The sequence below is a fragment of the Pseudomonas sp. H3_E07 genome (assembly GCF_054668895.1).
The window spans coordinates 1,002,178-1,019,105 of sequence record NZ_CP162795.1 but is presented as its reverse complement, the minus strand read 5'-3'; the positions used below and the strand labels follow the sequence as shown (position 1 = coordinate 1,019,105).

The window sequence follows — 16,928 nt, the reverse complement described above, 5'->3', positions numbered from 1 at the left end:
GATGAACCTGGCGCGCTACCGTTTTGTCTTGTACCGGCCGCTGCAATTGCTGCCGGTGCTGTTTGGCATCAGCCTGATCACCTTTGTGCTGGTGCGCTCGATTCCCGGCGACCCGGCGCGTGCTTTGCTGGGTTCGCGCAGCACGCCGGACGCTTTGCTGAAAATCCGCGCCCAGTACGGCCTCGACCAGCCGTTGTGGCTGCAATATTTCTACTTTCTGAAGAACCTGCTCAAGGGCGACCTTGGCCAATCGCTGCTGTACAAGGTCGATGCGCTCAAGCTGATCGTCACGCGTATTGAACCCACCCTGGTACTGGTGCTCGGCAGTGTGGTGCTGGCGCTGCTGATCGCCGTGCCGTTGGCGACCTTCGCCGCACGCAACAAGGGTGGCTGGGCGGATAACCTGATTCGCGTGTTCACCACGGTTGGCCTTGGCATGCCGGCGTTCTGGCTGGGCTTGATGCTGATCCTGTTGCTGAGTGTGCAGTGGGGCCTGTTTCCGGTATCCGGTTACGGCCGGACCTGGTTGGATAAAGCGCATCACATGGTGCTGCCATGCCTGACGATTGCCCTGGCGTTGTCGGCGGTGCTGGTGCGCAACTTGCGGGCGAGCATGTTGATGGAACTACAGGCCGACCACGTGACCGCCGCCCGGGCGCGTGGGTTGTTGGAAGCCGCAGTGTTTCGCCGTCATGTGCTACCCAATTCCCTGGTGCCGGCGGTCAATCTGCTGGCGGTGAACATCGGTTGGCTGATCAGCGGCACGGTGGTGATCGAAAGCCTGTTCGCCATCCCCGGCATCGGCCAATTGTTGGTACGCGGGATCTTCACCCGCGATTACATGGTGGTGCAGGGCGTGGCCATGGTGCTGGCTTGCGCGACGGTGATCGTCAACTTCATCGCTGACGTCGTGACCGTGGCCCTCGACCCGCGAGTGAAGATGCAATGAGCAGTCGTCCGTTGATTGCCCCTTGGCGCTTGCGCCTGCGCTTTGGTTTGCGCAATGGCCGGCTGACGGCTGCGTGGGGTTTGTTGATTCTGCTGGCATGGCTGGTGCTTGCGCTGTTTGCACCGTGGATCGCGCCATATGACCCGATTGCGCAGAACACCGATTTCAGTTTGCTCGGCCCCAGCCTTGCTCATCCATTTGGCACCGATAACTACGGAAGGGACATTCTTTCGAGGGTTATCTGGGGCGCGCGTATAGACCTCCAGTTAGCCATCGTCGGGGTGATCTTCCCGTTCATGATCGGCACCTTCATCGGCGCGGTCTCCGGTTACATCGGCGGGCGTTTCGACAGTGTCTGCATGCGTGTGATCGATGTGATCCTGGCCTTCCCGTTCCTGGTGCTGATGCTGGCGATCATGGCCATTCTCGGCCCAGGCTTGAAGAGCTTCTACATCGCCATGGCCTTGGTGGGCTGGGTGTCCTACGCGCGGCTTATCCGCTCGCAGATCCTGGTGCTCAAGGAAAGCGACTTTGCCCTGGCCGCCAAAAGCCTGGGCTTTGGCCATGGGCGGATTCTGTTCCGGCACCTGCTGCCCAATGCGATGTTCGGCTCCATCGTGTTTTCCATGTCGGACGCGGTGTTGGTGCTGCTCAATGGCGCCGCCGTGAGTTACCTGGGCCTGGGCGTGCAACCGCCGACCGCCGAATGGGGCACGATGGTGGCCGAAGGACAGGCCTTCATCACCACTGCCTGGTGGATCTGCACCTTTCCGGGGCTGGCCATCGTGACCTTGGCCATGGGGTTCAGCCTGCTCGCCGATGGCGTGGCGCAAGTGTTGGGGGATCGCTCATGAGCCTGTTGCAAGTGCGCGACCTCAGTGTGATTGCCAACAACGCAGGGCGTGATGTGACCTTGGTCGATCGCGTGTCTTTCGATTTGGCCGAGGGTGAGATCCTCGGGCTGGTGGGGGAAAGCGGCTCGGGCAAGACCATGGCCTGTCGCGGTTTGATGCGCCTGCTGCCATCGCCCAACCTGCGCGTGCAAGGCGGTGCGGTCCGGCTGGGCGGCCAGGACCTGCTGTCATTGGATGACGCTGGCATGCGGGCGGTGCGTGGCGGTCAGTTGGGCATGATTTTCCAGAACCCCAGCAGCCACCTCGACCCGCTGATGCGCATCGGCGAGCAGATTGCCGAGGGCATCCGCCTGCATCAAGGTGCGTCGAAAAAAGACGCGCGCCTGCAGGCCATCGAGGTACTGCGCCAAGTGGGCATCCCCGATCCCCAGGCGCGGGTCGACAACTACCCCCAAGAGTTTTCCGGCGGCATGCGCCAGCGCGCGATGATCGCAGTCGCCTTGGGCTGCAACCCGAAAGTGCTGATCGCTGACGAGCCGACCACGGCGCTGGATGTGACGGTGCAGGCGCAAATCCTGCGGCTGTTGCTGGAACTGCGCGACCAGCGTGGCCTGTCGATCATCATGATTACCCACGACCTTGGCGTGGTTGCGCAAACCTGTGACGCCATCGCCGTGATGTACGCGGGGTGCCTGTGCGAGCACGGCAGCAAATACGATGTGCTGGCGCAACCGCAGCACCCGTACACCGCCGGCTTGATCGACTGCCAACCTGCTCACAGCAGCGGCCACGCTTTGCTGCGCACGATTCCCGGGCAGCCGCCGCTGCTGGACGCCTTGCCTGCCGGCTGCCGGTTCAACCCGCGCTGCCCGCAAGTCGGGGCCTTGTGCACCGAAGTGCTGCCGGAAGGCCAGCGAGTCGCCTGTCATTACCCGTTGGGAGCGCAGCCATGAGCCTGTTGCAGATCAAGGACCTTGAGGTGAAGTTCGCCGCGTCCGGCACCGGCTTGTTCGGCTTGAACAAACAGTGGGTGAGGGCGGTGAACGGTGTATCGCTGAGCTTGGCGGCGGGTGAAACCCTCGGGTTGGTCGGTGAGTCCGGCAGCGGTAAAAGCACCTTGGGCCGCGCCATTTTGCACCTCAACCCGATCAGCGCCGGACAGGTGCTGTTTGATGGCATCGACATGGCCCACGGCAGCGCCATCGACATCACCCGGCTGCGCCATGAAACCGCAATGATCTTCCAGGACCCGTACGCCGCACTGAACCCGCGGCATACCATCGGCGAAACGATTGCCGAAGTACTACGCGTGCAACGCAAGGTTGCGCCGGAGCGGATATCAGATCGCGTCAATGAACTACTCGATCTGGTCGGCCTGCGGCCCGAATTGGCCAGTCGTAAACCCGGCTCACTCAGCGGCGGTCAGTGCCAGCGCGTCGGCATCGCCCGGGCCTTGGCGGTGGAGCCGCGCCTGATCATCGCCGACGAGTGCGTGGCGGCGCTGGACGTGTCGATCCAGGGCCAGATCATCAATCTGTTGCTGGAACTGCAGCAGCGCATGCACCTGGCGATCCTGTTCATCGCCCATGACCTGGCTATCGTGCGTCGCCTGTGCGATCGCGTGGCGGTGATGTACCTGGGCAAGATCGTTGAGGAGGGGCCGGTGGAGTCGGTCTTCACGGCGCCACGCCATCCGTACACGGCGGCGTTGATCCAGGCGATTCCCGAGATCGATCCGCATCGGCCGTTGCCGACAGAGCCCTTGCCGGGTGAGCCCCCGAGCCCGCTGAACTTGCCTACAGGCTGCGCCTTTCACCCACGTTGTCGGCATGCCCGGACCATGTGTTCCGTGGTGTTGCCGCCGACGCATTTCCTGCACGAGCATCGGTACAGTTGCGTGCTTGAAGAACCTTTGCTTTAACCCTCTGCCATTCATTAACAAGGAGTTGTGATATGCAATCGCGCCACTTGAAGTTGCTCGCCGCCGCTACATTGACCGCATGGTCCCTGACTGCCGGCCTGGCGCAAGCCGCCGGTGTACTGACCATCGGCTGCCGTGAGGACAGCACCACGTTCGACCCGATCAAAAGCGCGCAAAACCGCGACACCTGGGTCTTCGCCAACGTCTACGACACCCTGGTGCGCGTCGATAACCTGGGCACCAAGATGGAGCCGGGCCTGGCAGAAAGCTGGGAAATTTCCAAGGATGGCCTGACCTACACCTTCAAGCTGCGTGATGCGAAGTTCTCCGACGGTTCGGCGATCACCGCCGACGATGCAGCGTTCAGCCTGCTGCGCATCCGCGACAACAAAGCCTCGCTGTGGGCAGACCCTTTCAACCTGATCAACACGGCCAAGGCGTCAGATCCGAAAACCCTGGTGGTCACCCTGAAGACCCCGGCTGTGGCCTTTCTCTCGCAACTGGCGTCGCCGACGGTGTCGATCCTGTCGGAAAAAGCCATGACCAAGATGGGCGAAGACGCCTACTCGGAAAACCCCGTGACCTCCGGCGCGTTTACCGTGGACGAGTGGCGCAAGGGTGATCGCGTCATCCTGAAAAAGAACCCGAACTTCTGGCAGGCCAAGAACGTGAGCCTGGATGGCGTGGAGTGGGTCTCCGTCACCGACGACAATACGCGCATGCGCATGGTGCAGAACAACGAGCTGGACACGGCGATCTTCGTACCGTTCTCGCGGGTTGAAGAGCTGAAGAAAGACAAGAACGTGGTGATCCATGCCGACCCGTCCACCCGTGAAGATCACCTGCTGATCAACCACGAGCATGGCCTGCTGGCCAAGCCAGAAGTACGTCAGGCACTGGACATGGCCATCGACAAACAATCGCTGGTGAAGACCGCCACTTACGGTCAAGGCACCGTGGCTTATTCCTACATTCCAAAGGGCTCGCTGTACCACTACGCCAACAACCTGCAACGCCCGTACGACCCGACCGCCGCCAAGAAGCTGCTGGAGCAGGCCGGTGCCAAGGACTTGAAGCTCAACTACGTGGTCAATGCCGGCAACGAAGCCGACGAGCAGATTGCGGTGATCATCAAGGATCAATTGGCGAAGGTCGGCGTGACTGCCAACCTGCAAAAGGTCGACCCGACCCAGAGCTGGCAGATGCTGGTGGACGGTGAGTACGATATTTCGGTGATGTACTGGACCAACGACATCCTCGACCCGGACCAGAAGACCACCTTCGTGCTGGGCCACGACACCAACCAGAACTACATGACCCGTTACAAGAACGACAAGGTCAAGGCACTGGTGGCGCAAGCACGCATCGAGGCTGACCCGGTCAAGCGTGAGCAGATGTATGTGGAACTGCAGAAACTGGCGAAACAGGATGTGAACTGGATCGACCTGTACTACAGCCCCTACATCAACATCTCACGCAAGAACGTGAGCAACTTCCTGCAGAACCCGTTGGGGCGCTTCACCCTTGAGGAAGTAGTGAAGAACTAAGAGCCAGAGAACACCGCAATACAAATGTGGGAGGGGGCTTGCCCCCGATAGCGGTGGGTCAATCACAGATACAGTGACTGACACCCTGCAATCGGGGGCAAGCCCCCTCCCACATTTAGTTCCGGTTGTGTCAGTTGTTACTGCGCGTCAAACGCCTGCCCATTGATGCCGGTACTGTCCGGCCCCATCAGGTACAGGTACACCGGCATGATCTCTTCCGGCGCCGGCCTTTCCATCGGGTTTTCCCCCGGATACGCCTGGGCCCGCATGCTGGTGCGAGTGCCGCCGGGGTTGATGCTGTTGGCGCGTACCGCGGCCACATCCTCCAGTTCATCGGCCAGGGTTTGCATCAAGCCTTCGGTGGCAAACTTCGACACACCATAGGCGCCCCAGTAAGCCCGACCCTTGCGCCCGACACTGCTGGAAGTGAACACCACCGACGCATCCTGGGACAACTTGAGCAGCGGCAGCAGCGTGCTGGTCAACATGAACATCGCGTTGACGTTCACGTGCATCACGCGCATGAAATTCTCGCCGGACAATTGCTCGATCGGCGTGCGTGGGCCGATGATCGAGGCGTTGTGCAGCAGGCCGTCGAGGTGGCCGAATTCCTTTTCGATCATCGCGGCCAGTTCATCGTACTGATGGGGCAGGGCGGTCTCCAGGTTGAACGGGATCACCACCGGTTGCGGCTGGCCCGCCGCTTCGATTTCGTCATACACCTGGGCCAGGTTGGCTTCGGTCTTGCCCAGCAACAGCACCGTGGCACCATGGGCGGCATAGGTTTTCGCCGCCGCCGCGCCGATCCCGCGACCGGCACCGGTCACCAGGATCACCCGGCCTTTGAGCAGTTCTGGACGTGCGGAGTAATCAAACATAAATAGCCTCGACAAAATTCAAGGTGATACAGCTCTCAATGTGGAATCCAATTCCTGTGGGAGCTGGCTTGCCTGCGATAGCGGTCTGTAAGCTGGCATATGTGCTGGCTGACACTGCGCTATCGCAGGCAAGCCAGCTCCCACATTGACCTCAGTGTTTGCAGGGGCGGCAAACAATTAGCAGCTGCACAGCGCGTTATCCAATACCTTGCGCAGTTCCAACGGGTGATCCACCACCACATCGGCGCCCCAATGGCGTGGGTTGTCGTCCGGGTGGATGTAGCCGTAGGTGACCGCTGCAGTGCGCGTGCCGGCGTCGCGGCCGGATTCGATATCGCGCAGGTCATCACCCACGAACAGCACGCTGGCCGGGTCCAGGTCGAGCATCTTGCACGCCAGGATCATCGGCTCCGGGTCCGGCTTGCTGTTCTTCACGTGATCCGGGCAGATCAGCAGCGCCGAGCGCTCGGCCAGGCCCAGTTGCTGCATGATCGGCTCGGCAAAGCGCAGTGGCTTGTTGGTCACCACGCCCCAGATCAGCTTGGACTTCTCGATGTCCTCCAGCAGCTCGGCCATGCCGTCGAACAGTTTGCTGTGGACCGCGCAGCCCACAAGGTAGCGTTCGAGGAATTCCTGGCGCAGTTCTTCAAAGCCTGGAGATTCCGGGTCCATCGAGAAGGTCACGGCCACCATCGCCCGCGCACCGCCGGAGATTTCATCGCGGATGTGCTGGGGGTTGATCGGCGCCAGGTCGCGGTCGGCGCGCATGGCCTGGCAGATGGCGATAAAGTCCGGCGCGGTATCCAGCAGGGTACCGTCCATGTCGAAGAGAACCGCTCGCAACTTCACAGGCTCACTCCTCGCGCAGGGTCTGGATCATGTAGTTGACGTCAACGTCGTTGGCCAGCTTGTAGTGCTTGGTCAGCGGGTTGTAGGTGAGGCCGATGATGTCCTTGACGGTCAGCCCGGCCTGGCGGCTCCAGGCACCCAGCTCGGACGGGCGGATGAATTTCTTGAAGTCATGGGTGCCGCGCGGCAGCAGCTTCATGATGTATTCGGCGCCGATGATCGCGAACAGGTAGGCCTTGGGGTTGCGGTTGATGGTGGAGAAGAACACCTGGCCCCCCGGCTTGACCATGCGGAAGCAGGCGCGGATCACCGAGGACGGGTCCGGTACGTGTTCCAGCATTTCCAGGCAGGTAACCACGTCGAACTGCTCGGGCATCTCTTCGGCCAGGGCCTCGGCGGTGATCTGGCGGTATTCCACGTTCACGCCGGATTCCAGCTGGTGCAGCTGGGCCACGGCCAGGGGCGCTTCGCCCATGTCGATGCCCATTACGGTGGCGCCGCGCTGCGCCATGGCCTCGCTGAGAATGCCGCCGCCGCAGCCTACATCCAGCACCTTCTTGCCGGCCAGGTTGACGCGTTCATCAATCCAGTTGACCCGCAGCGGGTTGATGTCGTGCAGGGGCTTGAACTCACTCTCACGGTCCCACCAGCGGTGAGCCAGGGCTTCGAATTTGGCGATTTCGGCGTGGTCGACGTTGCTCATGGTGAATCCTCTAAATCTGATAAATCGGTTTGTCAGTCCTGAACCTCAGGGTTCAAAACCTTCGTTATTCGTGGTGCCCGCTGATGCGCTGGCCCCAGGCGATGGCCGTGGCGGTCAACTGTTGTTCATCCATGCGGGTCAATTGCCGGTCGTCGAGCAATTGCTTGCCGGCGACCCAAAGGTGTTTCACGCAATCGCGTCCGGTGGCATATATAAGCTGTGAGACCGGATCGTAGATCGGTTGTTGCGCCAGCCCGGAAAGATCGAAGGCCACGATATCCGCCGCCTTGCCGACCTCCAGCGAGCCAATTTTGCTTTCCAGGCCCATGGCCCGCGCACCGTTGAGCGTCGCCATGCGCAAGGCGCGATGGGCATCCAGCGCGGTGGCCGAGCCGGCGACGGCCTTGGCCAACAGTGCGGCGGTGCGGGTTTCGCCCAGCAGGTCGAGGTCATTGTTACTGGCAGCGCCATCGGTGCCGATGGCCACGTTCACGCCAGCCTGCCACAGACGCTCCACCGGGCAAAAGCCGCTGGCCAATTTCAGGTTGGATTCCGGACAGTGAACGATGCTGGTGTTGCTTTCTACCAGCAAAGCCAGGTCATCCTCGCTGATTTGGGTCATATGAACGGCCTGGAAGCGCGGCCCCAACAGCCCGAGGCGACCCAGACGCGCCAATGGCCGTTCGCCAGTCTGCTCGACCGCTTGCTGCACTTCAGAGGCGGTTTCGTGAACATGCATGTGGATCGCGGCGTCCAGCTCTTCGGCGATCACCCGGATTTTCTCCAGGTTGTCATCACACACGGTGTAAGGCGCGTGCGGGCCGAAGGTGATCTTGATGCGTGGGTGGTGCTTGAGATCGCCGAACAGCTCGACGCCTTGGCGAATCGCCTCGTCGGGCGTACTGGCGCCGGGGATCGGGAAGTCGAGGATCGGAATTGCGATCTGCGCGCGGATGCCGCTGTTGTGCACGCAGTCACTGGCGACTTTGGGGTAGAAGTACATGTCGGAGAAGCAGGTGATGCCGCCCTTGAGCTGTTCGGCGATGGCCAGGTCGGTGCCATCGCGCACAAAGGCTTCATCGACCCACTTGGCCTCGGCAGGCCAGATGTGTTTTTCCAGCCAGGTCATCAGCGGCAGGTCGTCGGCCATGCCGCGAAACAGGCTCATCGCCGCATGTCCGTGGGCGTTGATCAGGCCGGGGCTGAGCAGCATGCCCGGCAGTTCGCGCACTTCGTTGGCCACCAGCTTGAGCGCTGCCGCCCGTGGCCCGATAAAGGCAATGCGCCCATCGCGAATGCCCAGGCCATGTTCCTTGAGCACCACGCCAGCGGGTTCGACAGGCACCAGCCATGTAGGCAGCAACAATAAGTCGAGCGGGGCGGCAGTGGCGGTCATCGCAGGCTTCTTCCCAGGCAGCTATAAAAGAAGGGCGAAGTATACCCGAGCGTCCTGGCTGGCGGATCGCTATAATCGGCGGCTTTGTTTATGAGTGCGGAGTAAGGGATGCGCGATCGACTGTTGGCAGCGGAGAAAGTGAAGGCCATCGATTGGCGTGATGGCGCGCTGTACCTGCTCGATCAGCGTGCCTTGCCATCCCGGGAAAGCTGGGTGGCTTGCTCTACGGTCGATGATGTGGCGGCGGCCATTCGTTCGATGGTGGTGCGCGGTGCACCGGCCATTGGTATCAGCGCGGCGTATGGCCTGGTGCTGGCGGCGCGTGAGCGGATCGCCGAGGGCGGTGACTGGCAGGCAGCGTGGGAAGAAGACTATGCACTGTTAGCCGATACCCGACCGACCGCGTCGAACCTGTTCTGGGCGTTGAAACGCATGCGTGACCGCCTGGATCGCGTCAAAAAGCACGCCGACCCGCTGGCGGTGCTTGAAGCAGAAGCCATTGCCATCCATGAAAGTGATCGCGAAGCCAATCTCACCATGGCTCAACTGGGGGTCGATTTGATCCGCAAGCACCAGGGCAATGCCCAGGCGATCCTCACCCACGGCAACGCTGGCGCCCTGGCGACCGGCGGTGTGGGTACGGCGCTCGGGGTGATTCGTGCGGCCTATCTGGAAGGCATGGTCGAGCAGGTCTACGTCAATGAAACCCGGCCCTGGCTGCAAGGTTCGCGGCTGACCGCCTGGGAGCTGGCGGGCGAGGGCATCCCTGTGACGGTGAATGCCGATTCCGCTGGCGCGCATATCCTCAAGACCAAAGGCGTGACCTGGGTGATCGTCGGTGCTGATTGCATTGCCGCCAATGGCGACGTGATCAGCAAGATCGGTACGTACCAGTTGGCAGTGTGTGCCATGCACCACGGCGTGCGGTTCATGGTGGTGGCGCCGAGTTCGACCCTGGACATGATGATGGCAACTGGCGATGACGTAGCGCTGGAAGAGCGCGACGCCGGTGAGTTGCTGGAAGTCGCCGGCCAGCGCTTCGCCGCGGATGTCGTCGCCTTCAATCCAGTGTTTGACGTGACCCCGGCCGACCTGATTGACGTGATCGTGACCGAAAAAGGCATCGTCGAACGGCCGGACACCGCCAAGCTGGCCAAGTTGATGTGCCGTAAACGCCTGCATTGAGGGCGTTGGCGCCTGTCCGATTGCATTCGCGAGCAAGCCCGCTCCCACATTTTGAATGTGTTCACCACTCAAATGTGGGCGCGGGCTTGCTCGCGAAGGGGTCTATAAGTCAAGAAAACCTTCGGATCTGCCTTCAAAAAATAGCACGACCCTGCCTCTGAGCCCCTCTCGTCGCCCTCAAGCCTGTCATCCGTCAACTTACTATGCTCCATGCGCATCAGGGGGATAGGTGCGTGGCGGCGATTGTGATAACATCCGGCGGTTTCCAGGGTCGCCCCGAGGGGTGGCCTATAACGTGCAGATCCGTGTCATAACTCGTTGATTTGTCGTAAGTCGTTGTCAGGCACTCTGCCGGCAGCGGCGAGCTTCGTTCGTCCCATATGGATGTGACGAGGTTTCACCCGAAAAAGGAATCAGGCTTCTCATGGGCGAACTGGCCAAAGAAATCCTCCCGGTCAATATCGAAGACGAGCTGAAACAGTCCTACCTCGACTACGCGATGAGCGTAATTGTCGGTCGGGCACTGCCTGATGCGCGCGATGGCTTGAAGCCCGTGCACCGGCGTGTGCTGTTCGCGATGAGCGAGCTGGGTAACGACTGGAACAAGCCGTACAAGAAATCTGCCCGTGTTGTCGGTGACGTGATCGGTAAGTATCACCCTCACGGCGACACTGCGGTGTACGACACCATCGTTCGGATGGCCCAGCCGTTTTCCCTGCGCTACCTGCTGGTAGACGGCCAGGGCAACTTCGGTTCGGTCGACGGCGACAACGCCGCGGCCATGCGATACACCGAAGTGCGCATGACCAAGCTGGCGCATGAGCTGCTGGCCGACCTGCATAAAGAAACCGTGGACTGGGTGCCGAACTACGACGGCACCGAAATGATCCCGGCGGTCATGCCGACCAAGATCCCCAACCTGCTGGTCAACGGTTCCAGCGGTATCGCCGTGGGCATGGCCACCAACATCCCGCCGCACAACCTCGGTGAAGTCATCGACGGTTGCCTGGCCCTCATCGACAACCCGGAGCTGACCGTCGATGAGCTGATGCAATACATCCCCGGCCCGGACTTCCCGACTGCCGCGATCATCAACGGTCGCGCCGGCATCATCGAAGCCTACCGCACCGGTCGCGGCCGCATTTACATGCGCGCCCGCTCGATCATCGAAGACATCGACAAGGTCGGTGGCCGCCAGCAGATCGTTATCACCGAACTGCCGTACCAGCTGAACAAAGCGCGCCTGATCGAGAAGATCGCCGAGCTGGTCAAAGAGAAGAAGCTCGAAGGCATCACCGAACTGCGCGACGAGTCCGACAAAGACGGTATGCGCGTGGTGATCGAGCTGCGTCGTGGCGAAGTGCCTGAGGTGATCCTCAACAACCTCTATGCCCAGACCCAGCTGCAAAGCGTGTTTGGTATCAACGTGGTTGCGCTGATCGACGGCCGCCCGCGCATCCTGAACCTCAAGGACCTGCTGGAAGCCTTCGTGCGTCACCGTCGCGAAGTGGTCACACGCCGCACCGTGTTCGAACTGCGCAAGGCCCGCGAGCGCGGCCACATCCTGGAAGGCCAGGCAGTTGCGCTGTCGAACATCGACCCGGTAATCGCCCTGATCAAGGCCTCGCCAACCCCGTCGGAAGCCAAGGAAGCGCTGATCAGCACGCCTTGGGAATCCAGCGCCGTGGTGGCCATGGTTGAACGTGCCGGCGCCGACTCGTGCCGTCCGGAGACCCTGGACCCGCAATACGGTCTGCGCGAAGGCAAGTACTTCCTGTCGCCGGAACAGGCCCAGGCCATCCTGGAGTTGCGCCTGCACCGCCTGACCGGCCTGGAGCACGAGAAGCTGCTGGCCGAGTACCAGGAGATCCTCAACCAGATTGGCGAGTTGATCCGCATCCTCAGCAGCGCCGTGCGCCTGATGGAAGTGATCCGCGAAGAACTGGAAGTGATCCGCGCCGAATACGGTGACGTGCGCCGTACCGAAATCCTCGATGCGCGCCTCGACCTGACCCTGGGTGACATGATCCCGGAAGAAGAGCGTGTGGTGACCATCTCCCACGGTGGCTACGCCAAGACCCAGCCATTGGCTGCGTACCAGGCCCAGCGTCGTGGTGGTAAAGGTAAATCGGCGACCGGCGTGAAGGATGAGGACTACATTGCTCACCTGTTGGTCGCCAACAGCCACACCACGCTGCTGCTGTTCTCCAGCAAAGGCAAGGTGTACTGGCTGAAAACCTACGAAATCCCGGAAGCGTCCCGTGCTGCCCGTGGTCGCCCACTGGTCAACCTGCTGCCGCTGGACAGTGATGAATACATCACCACCATGCTGCCGGTCGAGGAATACACCGAAGGTCACTTCATCTTCATGGCCACCGCCAAAGGCACCGTGAAGAAGACCCCGTTGGAATCCTTCAGCCGTCAGCGCAGCGTGGGCCTGATCGCCCTGGAGCTGGACGAAGGCGACGTGCTGATCTCTGCGGCCATCACCGATGGCGAGCGTGAAGTCATGCTGTTCTCCGACGGCGGCAAGGTCACACGCTTCAAGGAATCCGACGTTCGCGCCATGGGCCGTACCGCCCGCGGTGTGCGCGGCATGCGCCTGCCAGAAGGGCAGAAGCTGATTTCGATGCTGATCCCGGAAGAAGGCAGCCAGATCCTCACCGCTTCCGAGCGCGGTTATGGCAAACGCACCGCCATCAGCGAGTTCCCGGAGTACAAGCGTGGCGGCCAGGGCGTGATCGCCATGGTCAGCAACGACCGCAATGGCCGTCTGGTCGGCGCGGTCCAGGTGCTCGATGGCGAGGAGATCATGCTGATTTCCGACCAGGGCACCCTGGTACGTACCCGTGTGGCTGAAGTGTCGAGCCTGGGCCGTAATACCCAGGGCGTCACCCTGATCAAGCTGGCCAAGGACGAGAAACTGGTCGGCCTGGAGCGTGTCCAGGAGCCATCGGAAGTCGAAGGCGAAGAGCTGGAAGGCGAGGAATTCGAAGGCGAGGTGATCGCAGCAGGCGATGACAACGTCGACGAGCCAACCCTCGACGCTGCCGCAGACGAAGAAGAACCGCAGGAATAAGCGGACACACAGGGGGCGGATGAAGATTCGCCCCCTTGTTGTTTGTCCCTTGTGAAATAGCACGTCCTTTGGCTGGACGCGGTCAATGTGGGAGCTGGCTTGCCTGCGATGGCAGCGCCGCGGTATCACTGCGCTACCGAGGTGCCCTTATCGCAGGCAAGCCAGCTCCCACAAGGGTTCGCTCCAGAGAAAGGTTGTTGCCGAACATGATTGCAGCCCCACCAAATCAGAGTGAGATTGGATGTGAGCAAGAGAGCCTATAACTTCTGTGCCGGTCCCGCGGCGCTTCCTGAAGCAGTCCTGCAGCGTGCGCAGGGTGAACTCCTCGACTGGCATGGAAAAGGCCTCTCCGTGATGGAAATGAGCCATCGCAGCGATGAGTTCGTGTCCATCGCCACCAAGGCCGAGCAGGATCTGCGTGACTTGCTGGACATCCCATCCAACTACAAAGTGTTGTTCCTGCAGGGCGGCGCCAGCCAGCAGTTCGCCCAGATCCCGCTGAACCTGCTGCCGGAAGACGGCACGGCTGACTATATCGACACGGGTATCTGGGGTCAGAAGGCTATTGAAGAGGCCTCGCGTTACGGTCACGTCAATGTCGCGGGTACCGCCAAGCCGTACGACTACTTCGCCATTCCCGGTCAGAATGAGTGGAAGCTGTCGAAGGACGCGGCCTACGTGCACTACGTCGCGAACGAAACCATCGGCGGCCTGGAGTTTGATTGGGTGCCGGAAGTCGGTGACGTTCCGCTGGTGTGCGACATGTCCTCGGACATTCTCTCGCGCCCTATCGATGTGTCCAAGTACGGCATGATCTACGCTGGCGCCCAGAAGAACATCGGTCCGAGCGGCATCCTGGTCAACATCATCCGTGAGGACCTGTTGGGTCGCGCCCGTTCGCTGTGCCCGACCATGCTCAACTACAAGGTCGCGGCCGATAACGGCTCGATGTACAACACTCCACCAGCGTTTGCCTGGTACCTCTCCGGCCTGGTGTTCGAATGGCTGAAAGAGCAGGGCGGTGTCGCCGCCATGGGCAAGCTCAACGAAGAGAAGAAGCGCGTCCTGTACGACTTCATCGACGCCAGCGGCCTGTACAGCAACCCGATCAACCTGACTGATCGCTCGTGGATGAACGTGCCGTTCCGCCTGGCTGATGATCGCCTGGACAAGCCGTTCCTGGTCGGTGCCGAAGAGCGTGGCCTGCTGAACCTCAAGGGGCACCGTTCGGTCGGTGGCATGCGCGCCTCCATCTACAATGCCGTCGACATCCACGCGATCAACGCGCTGGTTGAGTACATGGCAGCGTTCGAAAAGGAACACGGCTAATGTCTGAGCAAGAACTCAAGGCCCTGCGCGTGCGCATTGACAGCCTGGACGAGAAAGTCCTGGAGCTGATCAGTGAGCGCGCGCGGTGCGCCCAGGAAGTGGCACGGGTGAAGATGGCCTCCCTGGCCGAAGGCGAAGTGCCGGTGTTCTACCGTCCCGAGCGTGAAGCCCAGGTGCTCAAGCGTGTCATGGAGCGTAATAAGGGCCCACTGGGCAACGAAGAGATGGCGCGGTTGTTCCGCGAAATCATGTCTTCGTGCCTGGCGCTGGAACAACCGCTGAAAGTGGCTTATCTGGGTCCCGAGGGCACTTTCACCCAAGCGGCTGCCATGAAGCACTTCGGTCACGCGGTGATCAGCAAGCCAATGGCGGCGATCGATGAAGTGTTCCGTGAAGTGGCGGCCGGCGCGGTGAATTTTGGCGTGGTGCCGGTGGAAAACTCCACCGAAGGCGCGGTCAACCACACGCTGGACAGCTTCCTCGAACACGACATGGTCATCTGCGGCGAAGTCGAGCTGCGCATCCACCATCACCTGCTGGTGGGCGAGAATACCAAGACCGACAGTATCAGCCGCATCTACTCCCACGCCCAGTCCCTGGCCCAGTGCCGCAAGTGGCTGGACGCGCATTATCCGAATGTCGAGCGGGTAGCTGTCTCCAGCAACGCCGAGGCCGCCAAGCGGGTCAAGGGTGAGTGGAATTCGGCGGCCATCGCCGGTGATATGGCCGCTGGGCTGTACGGCCTGACGCGCCTGGCCGAGAAAATCGAGGACCGCCCGGACAACTCCACGCGCTTCCTGATGATCGGCAGCCAGGAAGTGCCGCCCACTGGCGACGACAAGACCTCGATCATTGTCTCCATGAGCAACAAGCCTGGCGCGCTGCATGAGCTGCTGGTGCCGTTCCATGATAACGGGATTGACCTGACGCGCATCGAGACTCGTCCTTCGCGCAGCGGTAAATGGACTTACGTGTTCTTTATCGACTTCATCGGCCATCACCGCGACCCGCTGGTCAAGGGTGTGCTGGAGAAAATCAGTCAGGAAGCCGTGGCACTCAAGGTGCTGGGCTCTTACCCGAAAGCGGTTTTGTGAGGCTTTAACATGAGTGGCAACTTCCTCACCCTGGCTCAGCCGGGCGTGCAACAACTGTCGCCTTACGTTCCGGGCAAGCCTGTGGATGAGCTGGCGCGTGAGCTGAACCTGGATCCGGCGAACATCGTCAAGCTGGCCAGTAACGAAAACCCGCTGGGCCCGAGCCCGAAGGTGTTGGCGGCGATTCGTGAAGAGTTGGCTGAGCTGACCCGCTATCCCGATGGTAACGGCTTTGCCTTGAAGTCTCTGCTGGCACAAAAGTGCGGTGTCGAGCTGAACCAGGTCACCCTGGGCAATGGCTCCAACGACATTCTTGAGCTGGTTGGTCGTGCGTATCTGGCGCCAGGTTTGAATGCGGTGTTCAGCGAGCATGCGTTTGCGGTCTATCCGATCGTGACCCAGGCGGTGGGCGCTGATGCGAAAGTGGTCCCCGCGAAAGAGTGGGGTCATGACCTGCCGGCCATGCTGGCGGCCATTGATGCCCAGACCCGCGTCGTGTTTATCGCGAACCCTAACAACCCGACCGGCACCTGGTTCGACGCGCAAGCGCTGAGCGACTTCCTGCAAGACGTGCCGGAGCATGTGTTGGTCGTACTGGACGAGGCATACATCGAGTACGCCGAAGGCAGTGATCTGCCGAACGGCCTGGATTTCCTGGCGGCGTACCCGAACCTGCTGGTTTCGCGCACGTTCTCCAAGGCTTATGGCCTGGCATCGCTGCGAGTCGGCTACGGTTTGTCCACGGCAGTGGTTGCCGACGTGCTGAACCGTGTGCGTCAGCCGTTCAACGTCAACAGCCTCGCGCTGGCTGCAGCCTGTGCGGCGGTGAAGGATGCCGAGTACCTGGAAGAAGGCCGTCGCCTCAACGAAAGCGGCATGCTGCAGTTGCAGGAAGGCTTCCGTGAGTTGGGCCTGGGCTGGATTCCGTCCAAGGGCAACTTCATTTGTGTCGACCTCGGCCAGGTCGCTGCGCCGGTATTCCAGGGCCTGTTGCGCGAAGGCGTCATTGTGCGTCCGACCGCCAACTACGGCATGCCGAACCACCTGCGCATTACCATCGGTCTGCCGGCAGAAAACGCCCGCTTCCTGGAGGCGCTGGCCAAGGTTCTGGCCCGTGGTTGATGTCACTGCATTGAAACCTGCT

General features: G+C 61.2%; 14 protein-coding genes. 10 read left to right on the top strand and 4 right to left on the bottom strand.

Going from position 1 to position 16,928, the window contains the following annotated elements; all coding sequences use genetic code 11:
- Position 1 precedes the first annotated feature (1 nt).
- Genes AB4O08_RS04600 through AB4O08_RS04580 form a run of 5 tightly spaced genes read left to right on the top strand, consistent with a single transcriptional unit; the run spans position 2 to position 5,271 of the window.
- Entirely contained in the window at positions 2–949 is a 948-nt protein-coding gene (locus tag AB4O08_RS04600) for an ABC transporter permease (protein ID WP_010211982.1), read from the top strand.
- Entirely contained in the window at positions 946–1,803 is an 858-nt protein-coding gene (locus AB4O08_RS04595; RefSeq protein WP_021490954.1) for an ABC transporter permease, read from the top strand. Before AB4O08_RS04600 ends, AB4O08_RS04595 begins: the two co-directional genes overlap by 4 nt.
- Positions 1,800–2,756 carry an ABC transporter ATP-binding protein gene (locus tag AB4O08_RS04590; protein WP_010211978.1) on the top strand — a complete coding sequence of 319 codons (957 nt, stop codon included), beginning with the start codon at positions 1,800–1,802 and terminating at the stop codon, positions 2,754–2,756. The genes AB4O08_RS04595 and AB4O08_RS04590 overlap by 4 nt, the downstream gene beginning before the upstream one ends.
- Positions 2,753–3,724, top strand: coding sequence for an ABC transporter ATP-binding protein (locus AB4O08_RS04585; RefSeq protein WP_010211976.1), 972 nt, complete (start codon positions 2,753–2,755; stop codon positions 3,722–3,724). The genes AB4O08_RS04590 and AB4O08_RS04585 overlap by 4 nt, the downstream gene beginning before the upstream one ends.
- A gap of 32 nt (positions 3,725–3,756) precedes the next feature.
- Positions 3,757–5,271: an ABC transporter substrate-binding protein gene (locus tag AB4O08_RS04580; protein WP_460114727.1), complete on the top strand. Its 1,515-nt coding sequence runs from the start codon at positions 3,757–3,759 to the stop codon at positions 5,269–5,271.
- Positions 5,272–5,408: 137 nt separating this feature from the next.
- Here AB4O08_RS04580 and AB4O08_RS04575 read toward each other — a convergent pair whose 3' ends face one another.
- The 4 genes from AB4O08_RS04575 to AB4O08_RS04560 all read right to left on the bottom strand — a co-directional run bounded on the left by AB4O08_RS04575 (position 5,409) and on the right by AB4O08_RS04560 (position 9,097).
- On the bottom strand, positions 5,409–6,149 hold the full coding sequence (locus tag AB4O08_RS04575) for a YciK family oxidoreductase (RefSeq protein WP_010211973.1): 741 nt from the start codon (positions 6,147–6,149) through the stop codon (positions 5,409–5,411).
- A gap of 177 nt (positions 6,150–6,326) precedes the next feature.
- Positions 6,327–6,998 carry an N-acetylmuramic acid 6-phosphate phosphatase MupP gene (mupP, locus tag AB4O08_RS04570; RefSeq protein ID WP_021490951.1) on the bottom strand — a complete coding sequence of 224 codons (672 nt, stop codon included), beginning with the start codon at positions 6,996–6,998 and terminating at the stop codon, positions 6,327–6,329.
- Positions 6,999–7,002: 4 nt separating this feature from the next.
- A complete protein-coding gene (gene ubiG / locus AB4O08_RS04565; RefSeq protein ID WP_010211967.1) occupies positions 7,003–7,701 on the bottom strand; it encodes a bifunctional 2-polyprenyl-6-hydroxyphenol methylase/3-demethylubiquinol 3-O-methyltransferase UbiG in 699 nt (232 codons plus the stop codon).
- Positions 7,702–7,765: 64 nt separating this feature from the next.
- Positions 7,766–9,097 (bottom strand): TRZ/ATZ family hydrolase, encoded by a 1,332-nt coding sequence (locus AB4O08_RS04560; protein ID WP_010211965.1) that lies wholly within the window; start codon positions 9,095–9,097, stop codon positions 7,766–7,768.
- 108 nt (positions 9,098–9,205) lie between these two features.
- On the opposite strand from AB4O08_RS04560, the gene mtnA reads away from it, so the two are divergent.
- The 5 genes from mtnA (at position 9,206) to hisC (ending at position 16,906) form a co-directional block, all read left to right on the top strand.
- Positions 9,206–10,282, top strand: a complete 1,077-nt coding sequence (gene mtnA / locus AB4O08_RS04555) for an S-methyl-5-thioribose-1-phosphate isomerase (protein ID WP_021490949.1) — start codon at positions 9,206–9,208, stop codon at positions 10,280–10,282.
- Positions 10,283–10,706: 424 nt separating this feature from the next.
- Entirely contained in the window at positions 10,707–13,361 is a 2,655-nt protein-coding gene (gene gyrA / locus AB4O08_RS04550) for a DNA gyrase subunit A (RefSeq protein WP_010211963.1), read from the top strand.
- A gap of 243 nt (positions 13,362–13,604) precedes the next feature.
- Entirely contained in the window at positions 13,605–14,690 is a 1,086-nt protein-coding gene (serC, locus tag AB4O08_RS04545) for a 3-phosphoserine/phosphohydroxythreonine transaminase (RefSeq protein ID WP_010211962.1), read from the top strand.
- Complete coding sequence (pheA, locus tag AB4O08_RS04540; protein ID WP_003172650.1) at positions 14,690–15,784, top strand: prephenate dehydratase; 1,095 nt, start codon at positions 14,690–14,692, stop codon at positions 15,782–15,784. Before serC ends, pheA begins: the two co-directional genes overlap by 1 nt.
- A 9-nt stretch (positions 15,785–15,793) precedes the next feature.
- The gene (hisC, locus tag AB4O08_RS04535; protein ID WP_021490947.1) at positions 15,794–16,906 is read left to right on the top strand and encodes a histidinol-phosphate transaminase; all 1,113 of its coding nucleotides are present in this window, start codon (positions 15,794–15,796) and stop codon (positions 16,904–16,906) included.
- Positions 16,907–16,928: the final 22 nt, after the last annotated feature.